The organism is Evansella clarkii (assembly GCF_002019695.1).
GTDB lineage: Bacteria > Bacillota > Bacilli > Bacillales > Salisediminibacteriaceae > Evansella > Evansella clarkii.
In genome coordinates this window covers 1,469,776-1,493,491 of sequence record NZ_KV917376.1, presented here as the reverse complement: position 1 = coordinate 1,493,491, position 23,716 = coordinate 1,469,776, and the positions used below count along the sequence as shown (strand labels likewise).

General features: G+C 39.8%; 20 protein-coding genes. 11 read left to right on the top strand and 9 right to left on the bottom strand.

Annotated elements, in window-relative coordinates; genetic code table 11:
* Positions 1–64: 64 nt before the first annotated feature.
* The 8 genes from BK582_RS06970 (at position 65) to BK582_RS06935 (ending at position 9,253) form a co-directional block, all read left to right on the top strand.
* Positions 65–1,618 (top strand): ATP-dependent acyl-CoA ligase, encoded by a 1,554-nt coding sequence (locus tag BK582_RS06970; protein ID WP_078593695.1) that lies wholly within the window; start codon positions 65–67, stop codon positions 1,616–1,618.
* A gap of 15 nt (positions 1,619–1,633) precedes the next feature.
* On the top strand, positions 1,634–2,824 hold the full coding sequence (locus BK582_RS06965; protein WP_078593693.1) for an acetyl-CoA C-acetyltransferase: 1,191 nt from the start codon (positions 1,634–1,636) through the stop codon (positions 2,822–2,824).
* Between the two features lie 12 nt (positions 2,825–2,836).
* Positions 2,837–4,273 carry an amidase gene (locus tag BK582_RS06960; RefSeq protein WP_078593691.1) on the top strand — a complete coding sequence of 479 codons (1,437 nt, stop codon included), beginning with the start codon at positions 2,837–2,839 and terminating at the stop codon, positions 4,271–4,273.
* A gap of 103 nt (positions 4,274–4,376) precedes the next feature.
* Positions 4,377–5,702 carry a short-chain fatty acid transporter gene (locus BK582_RS06955; RefSeq protein WP_078593689.1) on the top strand — a complete coding sequence of 442 codons (1,326 nt, stop codon included), beginning with the start codon at positions 4,377–4,379 and terminating at the stop codon, positions 5,700–5,702.
* Positions 5,703–6,116: 414 nt separating this feature from the next.
* The gene (locus tag BK582_RS06950) at positions 6,117–6,407 is read left to right on the top strand and encodes a DUF6036 family nucleotidyltransferase (protein ID WP_139368213.1); all 291 of its coding nucleotides are present in this window, start codon (positions 6,117–6,119) and stop codon (positions 6,405–6,407) included.
* A gap of 5 nt (positions 6,408–6,412) precedes the next feature.
* A complete protein-coding gene (locus tag BK582_RS06945) occupies positions 6,413–6,901 on the top strand; it encodes a hypothetical protein (protein ID WP_078593686.1) in 489 nt (162 codons plus the stop codon).
* Between the two features lie 301 nt (positions 6,902–7,202).
* Positions 7,203–8,669, top strand: a complete 1,467-nt coding sequence (locus tag BK582_RS06940) for a flagellin N-terminal helical domain-containing protein (protein WP_078593684.1) — start codon at positions 7,203–7,205, stop codon at positions 8,667–8,669.
* A 155-nt stretch (positions 8,670–8,824) separates the two neighbouring features.
* The gene (locus BK582_RS06935) at positions 8,825–9,253 is read left to right on the top strand and encodes a hypothetical protein (protein WP_078593682.1); all 429 of its coding nucleotides are present in this window, start codon (positions 8,825–8,827) and stop codon (positions 9,251–9,253) included.
* A gap of 139 nt (positions 9,254–9,392) precedes the next feature.
* On the opposite strand, the gene BK582_RS06930 is transcribed toward BK582_RS06935, so the two are convergent.
* Positions 9,393–9,581: a hypothetical protein gene (locus tag BK582_RS06930; RefSeq protein WP_078593680.1), complete on the bottom strand. Its 189-nt coding sequence runs from the start codon at positions 9,579–9,581 to the stop codon at positions 9,393–9,395.
* A 47-nt stretch (positions 9,582–9,628) separates the two neighbouring features.
* Complete coding sequence (locus tag BK582_RS06925; protein WP_078593678.1) at positions 9,629–10,108, bottom strand: hypothetical protein; 480 nt, start codon at positions 10,106–10,108, stop codon at positions 9,629–9,631.
* A gap of 1,073 nt (positions 10,109–11,181) precedes the next feature.
* Here BK582_RS06925 and BK582_RS06920 point away from each other — a divergent pair.
* Complete coding sequence (locus tag BK582_RS06920) at positions 11,182–12,063, top strand: alpha/beta fold hydrolase (RefSeq protein ID WP_078593676.1); 882 nt, start codon at positions 11,182–11,184, stop codon at positions 12,061–12,063.
* A 630-nt stretch (positions 12,064–12,693) separates the two neighbouring features.
* On the opposite strand, the gene BK582_RS06915 is transcribed toward BK582_RS06920, so the two are convergent.
* The 7 genes from BK582_RS06915 to BK582_RS06885 all read right to left on the bottom strand — a co-directional run bounded on the left by BK582_RS06915 (position 12,694) and on the right by BK582_RS06885 (position 22,179).
* Complete coding sequence (locus tag BK582_RS06915) at positions 12,694–15,168, bottom strand: FtsX-like permease family protein (RefSeq protein WP_078593674.1); 2,475 nt, start codon at positions 15,166–15,168, stop codon at positions 12,694–12,696.
* Positions 15,161–15,946, bottom strand: coding sequence for an ABC transporter ATP-binding protein (locus BK582_RS06910; protein ID WP_244895354.1), 786 nt, complete (start codon positions 15,944–15,946; stop codon positions 15,161–15,163). Before BK582_RS06910 ends, BK582_RS06915 begins: the two co-directional genes overlap by 8 nt.
* A gap of 492 nt (positions 15,947–16,438) precedes the next feature.
* Entirely contained in the window at positions 16,439–17,317 is an 879-nt protein-coding gene (locus BK582_RS06905; RefSeq protein WP_218190708.1) for a lysozyme inhibitor LprI family protein, read from the bottom strand.
* A 432-nt stretch (positions 17,318–17,749) separates the two neighbouring features.
* Positions 17,750–19,099 (bottom strand): IS1182 family transposase, encoded by a 1,350-nt coding sequence (locus BK582_RS06900; RefSeq protein ID WP_078593670.1) that lies wholly within the window; start codon positions 19,097–19,099, stop codon positions 17,750–17,752.
* 370 nt (positions 19,100–19,469) lie between these two features.
* A complete protein-coding gene (locus BK582_RS06895; RefSeq protein ID WP_078593668.1) occupies positions 19,470–20,591 on the bottom strand; it encodes a hypothetical protein in 1,122 nt (373 codons plus the stop codon).
* A 38-nt stretch (positions 20,592–20,629) separates the two neighbouring features.
* Entirely contained in the window at positions 20,630–21,301 is a 672-nt protein-coding gene (locus BK582_RS06890) for a hypothetical protein (RefSeq protein WP_078593666.1), read from the bottom strand.
* A 167-nt stretch (positions 21,302–21,468) separates the two neighbouring features.
* On the bottom strand, positions 21,469–22,179 hold the full coding sequence (locus tag BK582_RS06885; protein WP_078593664.1) for a hypothetical protein: 711 nt from the start codon (positions 22,177–22,179) through the stop codon (positions 21,469–21,471).
* A 613-nt stretch (positions 22,180–22,792) separates the two neighbouring features.
* On the opposite strand from BK582_RS06885, the gene BK582_RS06880 reads away from it, so the two are divergent.
* Positions 22,793–23,317, top strand: coding sequence for a competence protein ComK (locus tag BK582_RS06880; RefSeq protein ID WP_078593662.1), 525 nt, complete (start codon positions 22,793–22,795; stop codon positions 23,315–23,317).
* A gap of 96 nt (positions 23,318–23,413) precedes the next feature.
* On the top strand, positions 23,414–23,674 hold the full coding sequence (locus BK582_RS06875) for a helix-turn-helix domain-containing protein (protein ID WP_169910881.1): 261 nt from the start codon (positions 23,414–23,416) through the stop codon (positions 23,672–23,674).
* Positions 23,675–23,716: the final 42 nt, after the last annotated feature.

Below are 23,716 nucleotides of genomic sequence, written 5' to 3'. Positions count from 1 at the left end.
CACAGCGGGCATGCCTTCCTGAACCGCCTGCCCGCTAATACCATCCAGAAGGAGTGAATGACACGTGAAAAATAGTTTTGCTACTATACCACAGGTGCTGAATCACAATACAAACACCATACCCAATAATATTTTCTTAAGATTTGAAAACGAACAATATACGTATTCAGATTTTAATAAGGAAGCCAATAAAGTCGCTAACTGCCTTGAAAAGCTCGGGGTAAAAAAAGGCGATCATATTGCCCTCCTTTTAAGCAACACCCCGGATTTTCTCTTTATCTGGTTTGGTATAGCCAAACTCGGGGCAGTAATGGTTCCGGTCAATTACCATATTAAAGGTGAAAGCTTGCAATATATCTTCAGCCATTCTGATTCCACCCTGGCTATCGTTGAGTCAGCCTATGAAAAAGAAGCAGTGGCTGCAGCAAAAGCTGCCCCTGCTTTAAAACTATTAAACCTGGATGATTTCAAAACTTCCTCTGCTGTTGAAAGCAGTGAAAGACATGGGGAACCTGCTTTAAACAAAGATGACCCTATGTCGATTATTTACACCTCCGGGACAACAGGGCCGCCAAAGGGAGTTGTATTACCTCATTACTCTTATATTAATACTGCTGAAAACTTCACTGGTGAAATGACTGATATAAAACAGGATGACATATTATATACCTGTCTTCCGTTATTCCACTGTAACGCTCAGCAGCTCTCTGTAATGGGCACCATGCTCTCCGGAGCACAGCTTGCTCTATCAAGACTGTTTAGTGCGAGTAACTTCTGGAAAGAAATTCACCACCATAAAGCAACTATTTTCAATTATATTGGTTCCATCCTGACTGTCCTCTATAAACAGCCAATATCTGAATATGAGAAAAATAATACTGTTACTAAAACATTCGGCGGTGCAGCACCTAAAGAAATCTGGGCTGATTTTGAAGAAAGATTCGATCTGTCCATAATAGAAGGTTTCGGTTTGACGGAGACTGCCACTGTCTGTCTGTGCAACCCTCCTGATGACATACGTCTAGGTTCCATCGGCAAGCCGCTCCCTAATGTAGAAGTAAAAATATTTGATGATAACGACCAGGAAGCAGCAGCTGACACAGAAGGAGAAATAGTAGTAAAAGAATTAACACCAAATACTATTTTTAAAGAATACTATAAGATGCCGGATAAAACGGAGGAAGCAATGAGAGGAGGCTGGTTTCATACAGGAGACAGGGGAACCCGAGACATAGAGGGCTATTTTTACTTCAAAGACCGGATGAAAGACTGTATCAGGTATCGGGGAGAGAACATATCCTCCTATGAGATAGAGAGAATTGTAAATAAGCATCCTGATATTAAAGAATCTGCAGCCATTGGTGTGCCTTCAGAATTAACAGAAGAAGACGTTAAAGTGGTACTCGTCCTTCAGGATAATAACTCTCTTTCTATGGAGGAATTTATCAAGTACTGCGAGGAACGAATGGCCTATTACATGGTGCCTCGGTATGTTGAGATAAAAGACTCCCTTCCTAAAACAGCAACAGAAAGAGTCCAGAAATTCGAGTTAAGAAAAGAAGGCATTGAAAACAGCTGGGACAGAATTAAAGAAGGCGTGAAAGTAAACAGAACTTAACAGGAGGCGTTGTTTATGAAAAATATCTATATCCTGAATGGAGCACGTACTCCCTTCGGTTCATTTACTGGTTCTCTCAAATCTTTAACAGCTGCACAATTGGGGGAAATAGCTTCAAAAGAAGCCCTGCTCCGCGCAAATGTCCTTCCTGAAGAAATCGATAATGTCGTTTTTGGCAATGTTATCCATTCTCATATAAACGCAGCTTATATATCCAGGCACATCGCATTGAACATTGGAGTACCACAGTCCACCCCTGCACTTACTGTAAACCGGTTATGCGGTTCCGGGCTTCAGGCTGTTGTAAGTGCAGCCCAAAGTATTATTACAGAGGAGTCTGAAGTGGCGCTTACTGGAGGAGCTGAAAATATGTCCCGCTCTCCTTTTGTAAACTTCACCCAGAGGTTCAAGGTTAAGAAAATGGGGAGCATTGAATACGAGGACATGCTTACAGGAACACTGACAGACCATAATTGCAGTACACCTATGGGGATTACAGCCGAAAACCTTGCAGAAAAATATAGTATTACAAGAGAAGAACAGGACGAGTACGCTCTCTTAAGCCAAACAAGAGCGGAAACTGCAAGAGTGAACAGAGAAAGCACCCCGGAGATAACAGCTGTTGCATTACCAGCCCGGGACGGATCAAAGAAACTGTTTACGGAGGATGAGCACATAAAGCCAAATACTACTTTAGAAGACTTAAGGCGCTTAAGACCTGCATTTAAAAAGCAAGGTACCGTAACCGCAGGAAATGCGAGCGGGATAAACGATGGAGCAGCTTCCATCATTATAGCCAACGAAGATTATGTGCACCGTAATGAAAAGAAACCTATGAGCAGAATTGTCTCCTGGAGTGTAGCTGGTGTAGACCCTTCCTATATGGGCATCGGCCCTGCCCCGGCAATTACAAAAGCACTTGAAAGAGCCGGGCTCTCCTTACAGGATATCGATCTGTTCGAAGTGAATGAAGCGTTTGCTGCTCAATATCTGGCAGTTGAAAAAGAACTTAGCCTTGACCGGGAAAAAACGAATGTAAATGGAGGAGCTATAGCTTACGGCCATCCGGTAGGAGCAAGCGGAGCAAGAATCCTTCTTTCTCTATCCTACCAATTACAGAGACGGAACCTGCAATACGGTGTTGCCAGCCTGTGCATTGGCGGCGGTCAGGGGATTGCCATGGTTATTGAAAACGTAAAAAGGTAGGTGTTTTTTATCATGAGTGAAGCTAATGACCTCCATTACTTATCTGCTACGCAATTAAACAAGCTTATCCATTCGAAGGAATTGTCGCCTGTAGAGTTAATGGACTTAACTATAGAAAGAATAAACAAAATCAACCCGGAAATAAATGCTTTTTGCACCATCTCCGGAGAATCTGCCAGAAACAAGGCACGGCTCGCAGAAGAAAAAATTATGAAAAATGAAAGTTTTGGCTTACTGCACGGTATCCCAACAGCAATCAAGGACCTAACACCAACACAAGGAATCACTACGACGTTCGGATCGAGAGCCTATAAAAACTTTATACCTGAGCATGACAGTGAGTGTGTAAAAAGGTTAAAACTTGCCGGTGCTATAGTTACTGGCAAAACAAACACACCTGAATTTGGCTATAAAGGAACTACTGACAATGACTTGTTCGGAGTAACCAAAAATCCTTGGGATACAAACCTTACAGCCGGCGGATCAAGTGGTGGATCCGCGGCTGCTGTTGCAGCAGGCCTTGTCCCGTTGGCTGAAGGCAGTGACGGCGGAGGTTCCATACGCATCCCCGCAAGCCTGTGCGGAGTATACGGATTTAAACCTACGTTCGGAAGGATTCCGTTTGACCTGAATATAGAAAACTTATTCAGCGCCCATAACCCTTTTGTCCACTTAGGTACTCTCACCCGTACTGTTGAAGATGCCTATCTAATGTACTCTGTCATGGCAGGTCCGGATCAAAAGGACCCTTTTTGTTTACCAGAAACTATCGAATATGATGAAAAAAGGTTACTGGCACTTCCTGAGGAAATGAAAGTCGCCTACAGCAGGGATTTAGGGTTATTCCGCATTGACCATGAAGTAGACAAACTGACGCAGCAGGGTGTTTACAAGCTGGAAGGTTTGGGCTGCAAAGCAGAAAAAGTAGAATTGTCCTTTAATTACTCCAAAAAAGAAATCGACCGGGCCTTTTATACTCTGTGGTTTTCCCAAATGGCAATTAACTACTCTCACCTTCTGGAAAAACATAGTCATGACCTCTCGGAAGATATCATAAAGATAATCACTAAAGGACGGGAGATCAACATTATGGACTACAAAAAAGTAGAACGGATCAGGAGTCATGTTTGGGGTAAGATACAGGGAATTTTTAATGAATATGACTTATTAATCACTCCTACCCTGGCCGTCCCTCCCTTTCCCCATAATTTAAAAGGTCCTGATGAAATTAATGGGATAAAAGCCAATCCAGGAACTGACTGGATGCTGACTTCTCTTTTCAATCTAACAGGCCATCCGGCAGCTTCCATGCCAGCCGGTTTTACTGAAAAAGGTCTTCCTGTTGGAATGCAGCTGATTGCTCCAAGGTTCAAGGAAATGACTATTCTGCAGACGTCTTATGCCTTTGAACAAGCATATCCTTGGACAGGAAAAAGGCCAGTCGGATAATCCATTATATTGGTGCCATTTGCTGATTAACCATTGATGACCTGTAAACTTATTAATCACTTTAATTCGTCTTGAATTAATATGAGCGTTAGGAGGAACTTTCATGTTTTCAAAGGTTGCTAATCGTTTTTCCCGTTTGATTGAAAGGTATCTGCCAGATTCCTTTGTTATTGCCGTCATGATTACTTTGCTAGTATTTATAGCTGGCTGGCTCATGAACATATCAGCCCCGCTGGCTCTGGTTCAATCCTGGGGGCAAGGATTCTGGGAATACCTTGCTTTTACAATGCAAATGGTACTGCTGCTAATGACTGGAATGGTCTTGGCTTCCGTTCCTTTTATTAGACGTTCACTAGAGAAAATTGCTGACTTTTCGGCTGGTTCAAAAAAGCCCTATGTACTCACCTTTATGGTTGCGTCGGCTGCCTACTACATTAACTGGGGACTTGCGGTTGTTGTGGGAGCAATTTTAGCAAGAGAAATTGGAAAACGTAATAAACAGGCTCACTTCCCGCTGCTCGTTGCTTCTGCATATGCCCCTACTGTACTTTATACAGCCGGTTTCTCCAGTTCAATAGGCTTAACAGTCGCAACATCTGATCATTTTCTGGTTGATCTAATAGGTGTAATACCTACATCAGAAACCATATTCCACCCGTCTACTATTATTATTTTCCTCTCTTTAGTTGTTACACTGCCAATATTTATAATCTTAATGGCACCTAAGAATAATGAAGAAATCATCCCTTATAAACCAAAAACTGATACAGTTTCAAAAGTTGATCCTGAACCAGAGGAGGCTAATTTAACTCCTGCTAAAAAGTTAGAAACTACCCCTGTTTTCGGTTTGGTTACCGGGCTTATCGGTTTAATATTTATATTCAGCCACTTTTTTCAGGGCGGTGACCTGGACTTAAATATTATTAATCTTTTGTTTTTATCAGCTGGCCTTTTCTTTCACCGGTCATTAGGAGCTTTCTCTGAAGCATTCAAAAATGCTGCCACATCTATTTCACCAATAATATTACAGTTTCCGTTTTACGCTGGTATTATCGCTCTATTAGGAAATTCCGGACTCGGTGAGTTAATCATTAATGGAATGGCCTCTGTCGCCTCCAGCGACACCTTCAATGTATTTTCTTATTGGGCAGCCGGATTCGTTAATATTCTGGCACCTTCAGGAGGAGGACAATGGGCACTCCAAGGTCCTTTGCAGATGCCTGCTGCATTACAGCTTGGAGTAGATCCTTCCAAGACTGCTATGGCTGTTGGCTGGGGAGACGCCTGGACGAATCTCATTCAGCCATTCTGGGCTTTGCCTATCTTGAGCATAGTAGGACTTCATATTCGCCACATAATGGGCTATTGTATACTGCTATCAATCTGGGTTGGTATTCTTACGTCCATTCTAATCTATTTCTTATATTAATTCGTTGTTCTTAAACCTCTTAATGAAAACCAATACAGAGCAGCCACTAATTTTAGTGACTGCTCTTTTTTTCAAAGGGGGAATGAACCCTGAAATCCCGTGAAACAAGAGATTTTTGGGGTGGCACTGACACCTGATGCTAAATCAGATCCCGATAAATTTTGTTTAGGGAACAGAACACGTATAATTACAACATTTTCAGCTTCGTTTATCGATGAATAGTGATTTCTTCAAGGTTATCAAATGATTTTGGAGTAAACTTAAATTGTATAATTATTTTCTTCCTTGTTTTTTCTTCAGGTCTTTGAAACTTGTTCTCCGTCTAAAAGCTCTTCACCGTTCTGAATTTGCACCTCAGCTTCTGCTAGCTTCTGATATAACGATGATTTGAAGAGTGTAATGGAACTTCCTCCAATGGAAGATGTGTATGAGGACGTTCAAACGTTAAATGTGCCTTTTAATAATATCAGAGTAGAGTTACCATCCGCTGAACTTCTCATAATCTCAAAGCTGTTTGCCACCCAGCAAACCACAAAGGATACGGAAGATGTATTAAATTCAGGCATATTAGACCATGCTGATATCAATAAGTTAAAAATGTTATATACAGAGTATCTAGGCTATACTATCTTGCCAGAACGTCGCTATAACAGCTTAGACGACCTTTTAAGTGATTGGGAGAAACACAAAAAGAAAGGAAGGTGAAAAAGATGAATAAAGAGGATGCCTTTTTTCAGTTAGTTAAAGAAGAACAGGTTTTTTTAGCTTTTGGTGAAAGCGATTTTGATACTCTGCTGAAAAAGACTATAACAGACCGCAGGGTACGGAACGCATTTGTATTCTATGTCTTAACAGACAAAGAGTACCTCAATCGTTTTAAGCTATTAGCCAATCATTCTTTACACGTGAAACGCCTTCAATCATCTTTGTACCAAGCCCTTTGGAGTGCGGAAAGAGACTCTCTCAATCAGGAGGAAGTAAGAAAAATGGCTAAACGGTTACGCACCAAATTTCTTGCCCATCCACCTGCTAAACTGGCGCCCGCTGAACGATTTCCTGTGAGGGAAATGGAAAAATTCTTTGTTACATTGATGAACAAGGTGGTTAACGAACAGGAAATAAATCCAAATCGGGAGAGGTACCGTGAAGAATTGCTGAAAAAAGTGGATTACAATAATTTATTTGTCACCCCAAAATAACATCTCCATGTCAGGAGATGTTATTTTTGTTAAGAAAATATACTTTTTCTAATCTATTACCCGCTAATTCAGGAGCGCCCCTGGAATTAGTCTCGATTGGACTCTGGAAACGATGGAAAGAAGAGGGACGGTTTCCCAAAACCGTCCCTGTGTTCTTTTCTCTAATCAGCGTGAAACATTCGCCGTGAAACAAGAAAATTCGGGTGGTGACAGGCACCGTTAAAAAGGCACCGCTAAAAGTCCCGCCTTCATCTGCCGATAATATAGTAAACAGGACCTAAATTAATGATAGAGGTAAATTATGATCATAAACAATAACATCATGGCGCTTAATTCTTATAACAATTTAAAAAGCAATACCTCTGCCGCCGCTAAAACGATGGAGAAATTATCGTCCGGCCTCAGGATTAACCGTGCGTCAGATGATGCTGCAGGTCTGACTATTTCCCAGAAGATGAAATCACAAATTCGCGGGTTAAAGCAGGCCGACAGAAATATTTTAGATGGCATCTCTTTGATTCAGACAGCAGAAGGAGGCCTGGCTACGATCCAGGACCAGCTGCAGCGAATGAGAGAGCTGGCCGTGCAGGCTGCCAATGACACATACACCTTATTTGACAGGAAACAAATGCAGGGTGAAATTGACCAGCTTAAAAAAGGTATTGATGATACAGCTTACGGAACGGATTTTAACGGCATCCTCCCCCTTGTTAAAACACAGAAAGTTGAAAATGACGATGGAACTGTGACAGGGAAAGCCGATATCGTTTTTATTATCGACCGTACTGGCAGTATGGGTGGCCCAATCTCTAACGTAATTGCTAATTTAAGTGTTTTTACCGAAAGTTTAACAAGAAATGAAATCACTGTCCGTTACGGTTTAGTTACATATTCTGATATTCATGAAGTTGAAATGGATCCTCCTGTTGTGAAATATCCTTTCACAGGGAATGTCGATGAATTCAGAGAGCAGCTGCAGAATATTAATATTTATGGGGGCGGCGACTGGCCCGAGTCTGGGCTGGAAGCAATAATGGACCCAGAACACGGAGCTCTGTCCTTTGATTTTGCAGCCGGCGCCTCAAAGCAATTTATCTTATTAACTGACGCACCAAACCACGACCGGGAAACAACTGGATTATCTGAATACTCAACTGCTGAAGTAGCAGAAGTATTAAGAAACGAAGGCATTAACACCACAATTGTCAGCACTACCAGTGACTCAGGTACATACTCACAGTTATCACAGTTAGCGACCCCTCTTTCCGAAGAGAACCCCGAAAAACGCTATTTTGATATAAACAGCAATTTTGGGGACAGCCTGGAAGAGCTTGCGGATTATGTAACAACAGATTCTGGCGGAGGCCGTAATTATGATCAGCCTCTCATTACCCTGCAGACCGGAGCAAACTCAGGGGAAGAATTCGAAATTCTGCTGACTGATGCAAGAGCTGAAGCACTGGGTATAGATGCTCTCGATGTCGTTTCCTCCCCACAGGAGGCAATTAAAATACTGGACCGGGCCCTTGAAACGGTCTCAGCCGAGCGCAGCAAATGGGGAGCCTATCAAAACGCACTCGAACATTCTCTCCAAAGAACAGCTAATTATGCGGAAAACATCACCTCTTCAGAATCCCGCATTGCTGATGCAGATATGGCTCTAAAAATGGTGGAATACACAAAGCGCAATATCCTTAACCAGTCAGCAACAGCCATGCTTGCCCAGGCAAACCAGCAGCCGCAGGGTATCCTTCAGCTGCTGCAATAATCAGCATCCCAGCTTGGAGACAGACGAAAAATCACTTTATGAAACATTCTAATCTCCCGCAATAAAACAACTATAATGGAAAAATTTGATTAATAATCTTATATTTGGTATATTATATTTAGTTAATAAGTCTTAGTTATATAGGAGGATATTTAATGAGTAAATTAACTGATGAGGAAGTAGTCGCTATTGCCAACAAAGTTAAGAATATTTTTGATGAACCATTTGAGTTGACGGGAGATTACTTAGGAGAATCCTTCAAGCTATCAATCGACTTAACCCCCAAAAAAATTGAAGAAGAAATTAATATTACAGTAAATTCTTATTGTGGCATGGTGGATTCACATCGTCCTATGTTTGGAGAGGCTTTTCATCGTCAGGAAGTTGAGGCTGAGAATCTATCTGAAAGAATAGGAGCAGTACCATTTTCACTAATTACCACGGAAAATGACAGTTGGAAAGACACACTAGTAAATGAGACAAAAAGAGCAATTAGAATAGGTAGTTTTAAAGTTCCTGCATATAACTGGGATAATAAACTCTCAACTAGAGAAGTAAGTTTAGATAAAGCTACATTTAATTAAAGAAAAAAAGAAATAAAAAATGACTCTTACTAATGATATACTCCCCTATAGGTAGACAGAAAAAAATAAAACTGGCTACTTATGGGGAGTATACTTCTGTCCAAAAGATCCTACTCTGTAGATAAAAAAATGAAATAACTTATAAATAAATCTGATAAATTTGGCCTGAACGGGTGGTCAGTAATGTTTGATCAGGCTCAAGGCTCTCATTTACTAGAGCATAAATATTCGATTGGGCCATTAACATTTCTTTTAAATCTCCGTAGCTTAAACCTTCATCAATTATGTGATAAGTTTGTTCATTTCTTTTTATAGTATTAGGAAACATCCTAATGGCCCCTCTCTGTCGATTAGTATAGAGTTGAGTTATATGTACTATAATCGAGCATAATTAATCATCCGTTTAAAAAGCAATTCCACCTCCGGACTCGATAAATCAATCATCCCTGATGTATCTTCACGTATTACTATTGTAACTGTATCATACGCTTCTGACCTGAAGCGCCACCATGATTTTCTCCCAGGTGCTTTTTGCCCAGGTGGAAAATAAGGAATCCTTTGCTGGGGATCAATAATAGATTGAACTTCCTCTTTTGTTACAGATTGAGACGGAAAATCGATATCCAGCCTCATCCCGCTGCTCTGAGGATACAGGTAGCCAATTTTATCCGGATGTTCATTGTACTGCGCTTTTAAATGCTCATGCCATGGAACTTTAATCAGAGCAGCTATCTTGTACCGTCCATCCGCCAGTCCCATATTAACCAAATTGCACCCATCTATTACTTCAAAAAACTTTTTCCACTTATTGAATTCCTGTTTCACCCTAATATCTTTTCCCATTTGAGCACTCATCACTTCACTCTCCCTTCAATCTTTTTTAACTCACAACTTTCTTTTATACGCAAAAACATTTAATAGAATGTCATACTAAGAAACGAGGCAGTACAGGAAATAAATATTCCCACAGTAGTGTACGTTTGATTTTTATCTCCTTTCCTAATCGACAGAATAAACGTTACAAGGCTATATATCACCCCACATGTTAACAGAACCTGTAGTATGCCAGTTTGATCCATAACAATCCCCCTAACCCCTATAAAAAATTGAACCTGTTTATCTATTAATTAACCAAAATAAGGCACTCCGTATATATACAAGGCCGCCCGTTTTATCTTTAGAAGCAGGGAGACGTACCCTACCTCCTATTATATCAGAGTGTTCTGAAAAGTATCTTCATGAAAAACACAGTCGGCTCTGTTCTTATTAGGTGCAAATGGGGTTTCATTTTGCAAAGCAGGCACTGCCTCCATACCCCATCCGCTTTCTTAGTAAGTTATGTATCCTCACTACACTCCTCAGCAGGTCCCCCTGCCCAAGGCCGTATCCCCTGGCAAATTATAATAAGTATAACTTGTGCATATGTTTGGTTTACTTATGCGAATGCCCCTCTAAAATGAGCGAACAACAGTTGAACTCACGCAAACTATGCGCAATGTCGTGCACATCCTTCCCTATTTCATAAATCCGTTAAAATCGGATACCAAAGTACCGGAGACCCCTCAAATATAATTCAAAATATATTTGACTGGATTAACCTAATGCACTAACATTGGTAATATTAAGAATATTTAGGTAAACGAAATATATTAGTACGGGTGCACCTCCACGCTGCACAAAGTGTAAAATGTGTACAGAGGAACTTTTCTACAGTTGAAAAACAGGATCTTCCATAGTTCTTTGCAGCAGTTGTCTTTTTCACAGCATTTTTAATTAGATATCTGGCGTTTATTAATCATAAATACAGCCGTCAGCGTGGTAATGCTCCTTATATATGCATTCCCTAAAAGAGCCGGTAAAAAAGGCAAAAGCGCTTTTACGACAGATAAACCCTCAGCATAAAAACTATATCTCAGGAGGAATCAACTATGTACGCATCTATCAATGGCACAAAAATATTTTTCGATATTGAGGGAAACGGTGTGGAGTTAGAGGACGGCAGATTAAAGGAAAAGCCTGTATGTTTTCTTCTCCATGGCGGTCCAGGGGGAACTCATTTTAATTTTAAACCTCATGTAAAAAAGCTCGCAGAACAGGTACAGCTTGTTTACATAGACAACCGGGGCAGCGGTTTTTCCGCCCAAGGACCTCAGGAGTCCTATAATCTTGATAATAATGTTGAAGATATTGAAGCTTTGCGACAGTATCTCGGACTGAAAGAAATTTACATTCTTGGCCATTCCTATGGTGGAATGGTAGCGATGAGTTATGCCCGGAAATATCAGCAGAATTTAAAGGGACTGATTCTTGTTACAACCTCACCGAGCTACCGCTTCATGGAAAAAGCCCGGGAGTATATCGAAAAAAACGGAACCGATGATCAAAAAAGAGTCACTCAGTATTTATGGGACGGAAGCTTCGAGTCTTTAGAACAGCTACAGGAATATTATAAAGTTATGTCTCCCCTGTATTCTGAAAAGGTAAAGAAAGAAGGAGTTTCAGGAAGCCCGGTCTCCAATGTTAACCGTTCCTTTGAAGCATTAAATGAAGGGTTCGGAAATTTCCTGAAAAAATATGATCTAACAGCCTCCCTCTCCGAAATATCTGTTCCCACGCTAGTTATCGCTGGAAAACATGACTGGATAACGCCGGTCGACGAGAATAAGCTGATTGCCGAATTAATTCCTGACAGCAAGTTTGTCCTGTTCGAAAACAGCAGCCATAACGTCCTCGGAGATGAAAATGAAAAATTCACCTCCACTGTCAGAAGCTTCATTGCCGATGCAGAAAAGTCAACTCAGACAGTTTAGAACTCCAGACCTCGGTTACCGTGCCCGTAACCGGTGAGAGTAGCCGCAACTTCGGTGCCTAGAAAAAATGTTAAATTTCACCTACTCCTTTTTGCGGAGAAATATGTACATAGATAGTGAAAGGGACGCCACCTTAGGTTTCATCCTAACCCCTCTAAAAACTTCTTTCAGGCATCCCTCTTTTTTGGGATTCAAGCCTTAGATGATGTTATGTCGGACGCTTGGCTAAATGATTTTTTGTTCCCCGAGAAACCAGCAATTGAGAAAGGCTATTACCCAGTGGACTGGGAGAGAGTACACAAAGAACTTCAAAAGAAAAACGTGTTCTCCCTCTCGCTCATGTTCGTATTCCCTACTCTCCGCGCCCCTGGATGACTAGCACATGGCATTTTCCGAGTTACACGTAAGATACTCCGCCCCAAGCGGTCTACTTTCGATTCGACCCCGGCTCTGTGGCTCCACCTCACCGGCTTCTGCTTGACACATGGCAGATTATTTAAAAAGCTTTTCTTCCAGTGACGTGGGCTTTGCGTCAAGTTCCCCTCCTTTTGGGTAGGGGCTTACCCTGGTGACTTTGCACCAGATCACTTGCCTTCACGACTTTTCCCGCAAATTAGAGCCTACCCGCAGTTACTTATTATCCTGAGTAAGTTCAATCGTAATATTCCTGGAGGCGATTCTCCCTCCAAAGGGGATAAATACAATTAATGACAAGACGATGATAATGATGGTTAACATTAGTACTAAATTGGGATTAAATAAGACCGAACCAGAATCTATCAGACCTAGTGTATATGTTAAAATGGTGCCATTGGTGATGCCAAGGATGATACCAAATGACACATACAATAAAACTTGGGTAAGGATTACCTTCACGATCCCCTTCTTATCCAGTGAAATTGTTCTGAGAATCGCAAACTCCTTTCTTTTTGAGTGTATATTATTGATAAGTGTATTGAAAACTCCTAATAAAACACTAATCAGCATAATTATGATTGTCACTATAAATATGGCCCATCTTTGCAGCAGCATTTCATTTGCCTGTTCTAAGGATCTTTCCAAACTATTAACCTGTACTTCCGGGTAAATAGTTCTTATACTTTCTAACTCCTGAATTGCGGCCTGTTCATCGGCAGTGCTTATAAAAGCCCGTTCAAATGATACCTGTCCCTCTTCAAAAACAGAACTTCTCCAATCAATAATCCCTTCCCGGCCAAAAAGGTGTTGAGGAAATTCTTCAACGATAGAGGTCACGGTAAGAGTTCCAGCTGTATTACTTTCGACTACATCATCAATAATGAAAGATATACTGAGTTCGTCACCGAGCTCAATGTTATATGTCTCCGCAAAATCATGCGTTATAATAATTTGCTCTGGGGAAATATGAGCGAGATCAGGCAATAAACCCTGTTCATGCATATTGGTTATATCCACTAACGCATAATCTATGTAAGCTGCATTATTGATGACACCTAAATCTGCTGTACTCTGTGTGCTAACTCCCTCAATGGACGGGTACTCTTCTATGATTCCACGAAATTCAAAACTATTAATAACAGAGTTATCGTCAGCCCGGCTTGTGATTACAATATTAGTTGGATATTGATTTTTCAGGTATTCCTGTTCATTATTTTGTATTGTACTGAATAAACTTGAACCAAATATTACAATCATGAGCAGTGTGCTGATGATTATAATAACAAACGTGTTCTTCTGTACTTGGGGGATAAGGTTTTTAACTGCTATAAAAGCCGTTTTCCCAAACACCTTTTTCATTACAGGCAACATAAGATGCAACAATCCAGACAGGTACACTTGGAAGAGTATAAATATAGAAGCAACTAACATAAATGCCCCTATTAATAACGAAATATCAATATCATTAAAATATCCTGCTGATATAAGCAATACACTAATAGAGATCAATGTATATCCTATTATTTTCCTTTGTTTAACTCCTTTCATATCCCCTTTTTCGTTGTCCTGGATAATTTTAATTGGTAAAGCGCGGCTTCCTCTATAGGATGGGAAGATCATGAAAAGCTGTATGATTACCATACATATGAGCGTATAAAAGCCAGCTAGTGAATAATTAAACCCTGCATCGTTTATAGGATATGAAAATAGTACACTAATCCAGTTCTTTAAAATCCCATGAGTAAACAAAGCAAGCAAGAACCCAAGAATAGAACCGCATATATTAATCAGGCTGCTTTGGAACAGGATAATAGTAAACACTTGTCCCTTGGAAGCACCCATGGAACGCATAATAGCTAATTGATTTCTGTATTTGTACAAGAACATTTCAAAGTTTGAAATGATGAATAAAGACGCAATAATTAGTATAAGAATCGATAAAACCGTCATAAATTGATTTAACATTGTGAGATTAGATACTAAAAACTCATCTTCAGCTGCCACGTCAATTCTCAAATCCTGATCTAATTGACGTATCTCATTTGCTAAAGCATAAACATCAGCTTCAGGTTGTGCTTCAATTAATAAATAAGTGGCTTCATTATACACTCCTGTAGTATCAAAGATGATTTCTTTCAATGAATCCCTGGATAAAATGAGATTATCGGTAGTCAGACCAGCTTCTTCTAAATTAGAAATAACCTCTTTTACTACGAAGTCCCTTCCTTCTATCGATACAGAATCCCCTTCAGAAACATGTAACGATTCGGCTAGTGACTGGTTTAAGGTTACTTCACCCCTATCGATATCCTCTCCGAAATGGTAACGGCTTTTGACTAATGAATCATTCTCTGCACCAACAGTGTAAACGGCAGCCCCCAGTTCATCTATATATTGATTCGAAATAATAACACTTGAATACTTGGAAACATCAGTAAGGGAACTTATTTCATCTATAAAATCCTGATCGATCACTTTTTCTTCATGAAGGTTATAGCCAACAGATAAATCCATATTACCGTATAGCTGCTGAATCTCTTGGACAAGTGATTCCTTGGCGTTTGAGGAAAATACAGCCATTGTTAATATTAAAGAAACCGATAACATAATACTTATGATAGATGAAAGAGCAATAAACTTATTAGCCTGAAAAAAACGGAGCGCTAACCCTCTGATCGAGTTAATCATGATGTTCCACCAGAATACGCCTGAATTTCATCAAAATCTCATCCATACTCTTCGAACCCGTGGTTTCTTCATATGTATCAACAATTTGCCCGTCATGGAAAAAAAAGACACGATCAGCATAGGTGGCCACATAAGGATCATGTGTAACCATAATAATGCTTTGATTAAACTTTTCCTTCATGCTGACCAGTACTTTCAAGATATCTGTGGATGTATTAAAGTCGAGATTCCCTGTCAATTCATCTGCTAATACAATTGGTGGTGAAGTGATTAATGCCCTCCCGATTGCAACACGTTGTTGCTGACCTCCTGAAAGCTGAACAGGTCTGTGGGTTTTCCATTTTGAAAGACCGACGATGTTCACAATCTCACTTACTTTTTGGCTTATCTGTGACTCATTTACGCCTTTTAAGATCAATGGTAAGGCGATGTTTTCTTCAACTGTTAAATCTTTTAATAAGTTAAAAGATTGAAATATAAATCCTATATTGTCCCGTCGATAGTAAGTGGCTTCGGGTTCGCTGAACATACTCTCTGATGACTGGCCATCAAGAATTACTTCCCCTTCACTCGGCTGATCCATCGCCCCCAAAATGTTCAGCAAGGTACTTTTGCCAGAACCACTAGTTCCCATAATAGCCAGAAGTTCACCTTTATATAAATTAAAGGAAACATCCTTTAAAGCTTCAACCCCCGCTCCTGCACCCGGATATGTCTTGCTGAGAGATTTAACTTGCAATATCGCATCTTTTTGATTTTCCTGGTTAATCTTAACCAACTCCCATTGTTTATTTTTCCTCTTGATACCATTTGGCCTGGGATTTGTACATTTCTTAGTAAATGCCCTTCTTACTCATAAGTTCATTAAAATGACCTTCTTCTAAAGGTCTCCAATTTAGGGGTCTCGCTAATTGTAAAAAAGTAATTTATATCAACACCTAATCGTTCTGCAACATGGTAAAGAAGTTGTGCCTGTGAATTACTGTTTATATTTATATCATCCCCCTATCCATCTCCTGCTGAGGACAGGAAGCAGCAAGAAGCAAAGCACACATTACCACACCAAAATATTATTTAATTTTCATCACACATCGGTCCTTACCAGAATTTTCTTCCTGAACTTATTTTACAATATAATCCATCAACAAAGATTACATATCTTCCAGAAATCTCTTGCCACTTTCTAAGGAACCCAAGAAACCCTCCCCGTGCTTCGCATGCACAATAAAAACCAAATTAAGAATTTATCTTAATTTGGCTCTTATCAATGTTAATTCATGTAATTTTCTATTAGATAATAAGTTCTCTCTTTAGTTTCAAATGCCAGGTAGTCGATTCCTCTGGCTCTTTCTGATGCTGGTTCATCCGGTATTTCAGCAAAATTATGCTCTTTCATTTCAATCCAGTCTATTTGTTCGGATTTTAATTTTTCCATTTCGTTTTGTGGCATAGTATCATTTAATACGCCCCAAACTTCATTTAATAAACTATCCCATTCACTATAGAATTCACCATAAAAACCAGCTTGCATATCATGTGCAAACAATTCTTTAGCTTCTCTCATTATCCCATCCTCAAGGTCATCGGCCATCTGCAAATATTCCTTCTTAACACTGTTATCATTCACATTTTGTTGTTGTGAGCCCTCTTTTTCTATTGCCAGTTCCTTTTCCTCTTTTTCTTTTAATCTTTTCCGCTCTTTTTCTTCCGCTAGTTCTTTTTCCTTTTCTATTTGCAGTCTATTCTTTTCCTCTTTTGCTAATTCTTCTTCCTCAATTTCTTTTACTCTTTTTTGTTCTATTTCTTCTGCTATATTATCCACTCTAATTAATTCACTGGTTTCTTCAGCAGCGCCATCTGGGGTTTGTACAACTGTTATTTTGTCTTTATTTTCAAAGTAACCTTCAAACATAAATTCATGTGAGCCGTTTTCTGGATTGATAACTTCCATCATAATGCGGTCATTTTGAGTTTCTGTTAGTATGTATGCAGCAGACATTGGACTATCATTTAAGTCTGATCTGATTATTACTCTTTCTTCCCCTATTTCCACGTACGAGTTTACATTTTCGCCTACAACTACTTTCCAGCTTCCTATTAGCTTACTTGCGTTTGAACTGCTGCAAGCTGTTAAAAGTACAGCCGTCATTATCGTCAACACGATCAACCATTTTTTTCCGGAAAACATTTCTTCATCTCCTAATTTCACTTTTGTTTAATATGTACTTGATGCATTTTCGAAGATTAAACCCTATAACTTAATCTCCTTATCTTGTAAACACCCCTCCTTAAAAGAATCCTCGCAAAAAGCTTGTTTAGATTTTTGTCGAAAGTAGTTCTTTATTACCATCCCTAATTAAGCGAAATAATTCCATACTTTTACAATTATAACATATAACTTTAAAGAGTATAATTTAATAGAATACGAATCTATAACTTAGTAATAAAAAACGGCTCACTTGGAAGTGAGCCTCAGATTGTCGAGAAACCCCTGCTTTTTTAAAGCAGAGGGTTTCTCTTTCTATAAAAATGATTTAATAAAGACAAGTTCTTAGTGGGTTAAAGGAGATCGCAAACCATCTTACCCCCTCGTAAGGTGGTTTGCGATCTTCTTTATGTTCTGTGCGATGGCTGTCATCAGTGCTTGTTCACTGGCGCCCTTCACACTCCTCAACCGGCAGTAGCGAAGCCCGTGGAGTTGTTTCGCATCTGCAAAGCTTCGCTCAATCGTTTCTTTTCTCTTTTTATAAAGTAGTTTCCCTTCGGGAGACAGCCGGTTTTCCCTGACCTTCTCTTTACTTTCTTCCCATACATGCCTCGTCATCACCTTTTTATGATTTCTGGAAGACGTGCATTTGGAAAGGAAAGGACAAACCCTGCATTTACTCGGATCTGAATGGTACTGCCTGTAACCTTCCCGGTTCGTTGTAGAGTAGGTCAACGTGCTTCCGTTGGGACAAGTATAGCTGTCTGTCTTTTTATCATAGGTAAACTTCCATTTTGGAAATAAGCCTTTCTTGGGAGTAAAGCGCCGATGGGCGATGACGCCCATAATGTTTCGCTTCTCCAGCCCATGGCAAATAGGGACGGTTAAGTAACCTGCATCCAGTCCAACAGCTTCTACTTCAAAACCAAAACGCTCTCGCTGGCGGTCCAAACGAGACAAATAAGGACGGGAATCATGGACGTTTCCGGGAGTGACATAGACATCTGTAATAATGTTATATTTCATATCTGTCGTGCGATGATCCAGATAAAAGAAGCCTTCTGGTTTCCCTTCCCGGTACATATATCCGCTATCTTTATCGGTTGTACTAACCTTGACTTCCTTTTCTTCCACCTCCTTCTCTTTTTTTCTTAAGGGCTTTTTTCCATGGGCTTTGCGATCCTCCTCAACGGCTTTATCAAGCTCTTCTATATATTCCTGCGTTTCTACCTGTACTTTTTCCTTAACGAACTTATGCTTATTAGCATTTGCCTTTAAATGAGTGGAATCTGTAAAAAGAACTCTTCCTCCTACCATCCCGTTTTCAGCCGCAAGCAGGACAATGTCATCAAAAATATCCTGAAAGACGGTAGTATCGTTAAAACGTTTATGGCGATTAAAGCTAATCGTGGAATGGTGGGGAACTTTATCTGTTAAATTTAATCCAAGAAACCATCGATAAGCTACATTGGTTTGAATCTCTTTTTCCAGCTGCCGCTCTGACCGGATCCCAAAGAAGTAACCAACAAGCATCATCTTAAAAAGCATTACCGGATCAATTGGCGGCCTGCCATTATCTTCACAGTAAAAAGGCTTCACTCTGTCATAAATGAAGTTAAAATCGATCTTTTCGTCTATTTTTCGAACAATATGGTCTTCCGGCACGAGCTGATCAATAGAAACCATTTCAAGTTCAACTTGTTTTTCCCTTATTGGACGTAACATTCTTTTCACCTCGGATAAGGAAATTTTGAATCAAAACTTTATGTATATCTTGCAATCGAATAAGAGAAAGACGGCGACTCCTGCGGGAAAAGCAATAGCTGAAGATCCCCTCCGGAGCGCTCTTCAGCTCCGGAGGTAGCTGAAGCATTGCCCGCGGAAAGCGTCCGTCTGCAGCGAATGAGATTGTACAAATTTTAAGAACCCTATCTTTATTATACTATTTTTATCTGAATAATTGGATAATTAATCAAAAAAACAGGCTGTTGAGAAGACTTTCTCAACAGCCTGCGGCTCACTTGGAAGTGAGCCTAATTCGTTATATTAGTTTGTTTTAATATAATCGGGCACGAAACCACCCTCATCCTCCTCCTTATACAAAACCGTATACTTTACGGGCTGGAAATTCGTATGTTTTGAACTTTTTATTAAAGGCAACAGTATATGCCATTGGCTTGGACATTTCTTCTTTCTTAATTTCTCCAATTTCCTTTGTCACTTTATATGCCGCAATAAGTATTTCTCCTATACCGGAGGCTGTTTGGTCATAATTCTTAGAAACACAACTCTCCAGAATATCTAAAGAAGGTTTTAGTAATGTAACAAAGTTTGTTGTTTTAAAACCCTCGAAACCGAGATTAAAGCTCCTCATTCTTGATGCGATTCGATGTTTTTCCTCAGTTGCATCTTTGATAAAGTCACTCACACGTTTATCCTGGGCTTTACTCGGATCGCTTTCAATTTCATATAAAAACTTCTCTACCTCTGTTCTGAAATTCTTCAGCAACTCACCATTTTGGTCTTTAAACATTCTCAGTTTCCAAGCGGGAATATTACCATCTGGATATACCAGGAGATCATCAACAATTTTTGTCCTAAACTTATTCAGTTGGCTGAATGTCAACGAATCTATCTCTTTCTCCTGTTTGACGAGGCCTTCATTTAAATTTACTTTCTTACTCGAAAAATGATCTATACTATCAACAGAATTAGCGCAAGGAGCAGCATCACCAGTAAATGAAATAAAACTCGCTAAATAAGCCATATACGGCTTGGCAATGCCTTCAATCGTTATGCACCACCCGTTTTCCAGCTTCTTAACAAGCCCTCGATCAATCAACTCTTCCCCTACGTTACCCAATTTACTTTCTAACAAAGTAAATGGTTTAAATTTCCCTCTGACATCCTTTACAGACTCTATTTTTTCAAGGTTTTTAATTATGCTCTCCTGCTCAAATTTCGTAAAATTTGAATTAACATAATCGAGAAAACCTTTTTCAAATTCAGGGCAGAATATCTTTTCAGTAGGCATATTCGGAACAACTAAACCGTGATCCACTAAATCCCGGATTACTTTTTTTCCATATTTTTTTGGGTCGTTGTAGGCTTCAGAAGGAGCAATCGTTTGTATTTCATCCCAATAAAGTAATGAACTTTGCAGCCATGTTCCCTTGGGTATATCTATTGTTGGATAATATAGTATTTTATCTGCCATTTTCCATTACTCCTTATATTGTCTTTCCATTGCTTCTGCTAAAAACGATGCTCCGTCCTCTCAGTGACTGGTTTAAAGGCTGTACGGTGGGACATATCCCGCATTATTTCATTCGGGGTTACATAGTGATAACCATTCATTTTATTGCCGTTCGTCAGCCAGAAACAAGGCTTTTCCCAATCCATCTGAGCATATGTATAGTCCCATGCCTTGCAAAAGGGTACTCCTTCTTTTAATTCATTAAAGATACAGTTGCTGCAGCCGTGCGTTTTATTTACTTCAGAAAATGTAGGATACTTTTCCCATACTTCAATATAACCCTCTCTAATTAAACTCCCAATGGCAGTCCAGGGATCATACCCATCTAAAACAACAGGATTATCCCGGTTTACAAAGCTAAGTTCTTCCTTTTCAATATCTGCCTGCTTAGAGATAGAATTATCAAAAAATCTCCCCTTAGCATCGTAAACTATGACTCTCTCTTCCTCCATAGCACCAGATAATGCCAGACTCTTCAGATGCCCGCTTACAAGAATGAACCATGTAACCGGATCTTCACAATCAGTAAAGTCTCTGTGAAAAATCAGGTCACATAAATAAAACGGTGTTGCTGCCTCTCCTATTTCTCCATCCGGAAACCGGACAACATAGTCTAAAACAGGATCCTGCCCGGCATGCAGCATCCTTCTTTTTTGTTCAATCGGCTTCAAGTTCAGCACTCCTTTCCAAAAACCATACCAGCTATCTGCTTACAGACTGGTTTATTCTATTTACAATTCCCTACACCCTATAGCATAAGGGACTGATTAAACCCTTCGGACCGCTCTAATCTTATAGGTGCACACCGAACCGTCCCTGCTCTTCCCACTGCTTCCAGTTACACTCGTCTTCTCCCTAATGAATTTTTCGCTTCTACAGCCATTCTTTCTGCTGATTGCGCGGCTCTTTCCGTTTCTTTCATCGACCTCTTCATATCAGATAAAGCAAGTGACTCCGCCATCGCTTGCCGCATTTGCTGATCATCGAATTCGTATAAATTGATTGCTTCTGTTAAATTATCCGCGCGCAGATTTATTAAATATCCGTATATCTTATCAATTGCTCTCGAGTTTCTGTATTTTGGTGGAAGATTCCCGAGATTGCAGGCATTTAAGATATTATTATTCTCACCCTTTAACCTCACTATTTTTTCATGAAAACCAGATTGTATTTTTACCACTACTCGCTCCAAAAACCCGAGCTGCCTTAAATAGGAACTTTCTTTCCCCACAGTTAACATGCTATAGAAGAATAAAATAACTAACCCAATAACAAATACCCTGAAAAACAAACTAAAACCTGGAATTATATTAGGCAATATAACAAAAAGCAGTTCATCCAAAACAGGCACCCGTCGTGATTCAATAAAATACAAGATAAAAAGAGGGCCTAACGTGATAAGCATAAAGAGCATCCGTAAATTACCTTTAGTTCTCTTAAACATCTTTTCCTCTAGCCGGGCAATCTTCTTATTATTTTTATCCAGCGTTCCTGCCTGCTCCTTTAAATCTTCGAGACTATGTAACAAAGACTGTCTTGTATCAATCATTAGTTCCTTTCCCCTCTCTTATAATTAGTCCTTTTGGAATGCATTATACCATATATTTCATGTTGAACTAGTTCATATTGAGGTCAATTAAATAAATGTTGTCTTAAACAGAGGGCTTTTGTCTTATTAACTATATATTGCTTTCAACCGTATTAGGAAAGCAGAAGTATAATTGGAAGGAGAGCTCTCTGGAAAACACAGTCAGACCTTTCAGCAGGAGGTGCAAATGGGGTTACATTTTGTAAAGCAGGCAACGCTTCCATACCCCATCCGCTTCAAAAGTAAGTTATGTATTCTCACAACCCTCCTCAGCAGGTTAGCCCAAAGCAAACCTCAGTACCTTTAGCAGAAAAGGGCACAAACTAGCAGGGCAGTAACATAACCTGGCAAATTATTATCCTACTTTGGTCTATAGTCTATTTACCTAGTTCGAATAATGTCAGATAATAGATAATATGATATTAATTGATAGAATTATATGAATTTTTACAATTAAACAAGTGAATCTTTTTCCTATAAAAGGCCATTCAGATGCTTAATTTTCCTACTATTATACTTCCTTGCTGCAGCAATAATATATTTTTATTAATTAAACCATGAGGAGTTGAAGTGAATGAAAGAAGAGGTAGTACAGGAGTATGTGATAAACAGGAAGACGATGGCTCTGATTCCCGCGTTTCATTTTGAGTATTGTACGATAGCTTTAGAAAGCGGCAGAGAGTACTTTGTAAAACGACCGCCTTTAGAACTTATTAAAGCTGCATGCCTTAACGGCGGTTCGGACTATAATGGAAGAAGATCAGCTGTAAAGCATAAAACGGGCATGAAGAGAAAGCTGCCGATCCCTGTTGATATAGATGAGAACATTTTCGCTTTTCCAACCTGCTCGCCAGCACATCCGGACTGTTCATGGATTATGCTGTCCCATGTAGATACCATCGTTTCTGACAGCAAAGCGAGCAGTGGTGCATCAATCCTGACTTTTAAAAATGGCCATAAGATCAATCTCAAACTTCGCAGCCAGCTCGTACAAAAGCAATTATACCGTACTTCATACTGCATGACCTGCTTCGCAAGTAAATGGAACGGGAATGACAGCGTATATAACTCTTTTGTTCCTCCATCAGGCACCCAATAATATTGGGACAAACATATTGTTTTCTGCTAATCCGGTCTGTATATCGCGGGAGATTTTCTTCGAGTTATTTTTTTGAGAAAAAAGGGGGTCGATAGATTGAAAGAAACATACGATTATAAAAAAGTTGTAGGCAACGTTGTCAGGGAGAGAAGACAGAAGCTGGGCAAATCCCGGCTGTATATAGCAAACACAGCCGGGATTGATCCTTCCTATTTAGCAAGTATCGAAGGCGGTAAACGGAATCCTTCCTACGAAGTGTTGCTTCAGGTGGCAATGGCACTCGGTACCGTCCCATCTGAGTTAAGCAAAGAAATAGAAACAGGGCTCCTGCCTCTGTTTGAGGAGGAAAAGGACTAGTAAGGAAGCTGCGGAATACAGTAATCAAGAGAGAATTGAAAA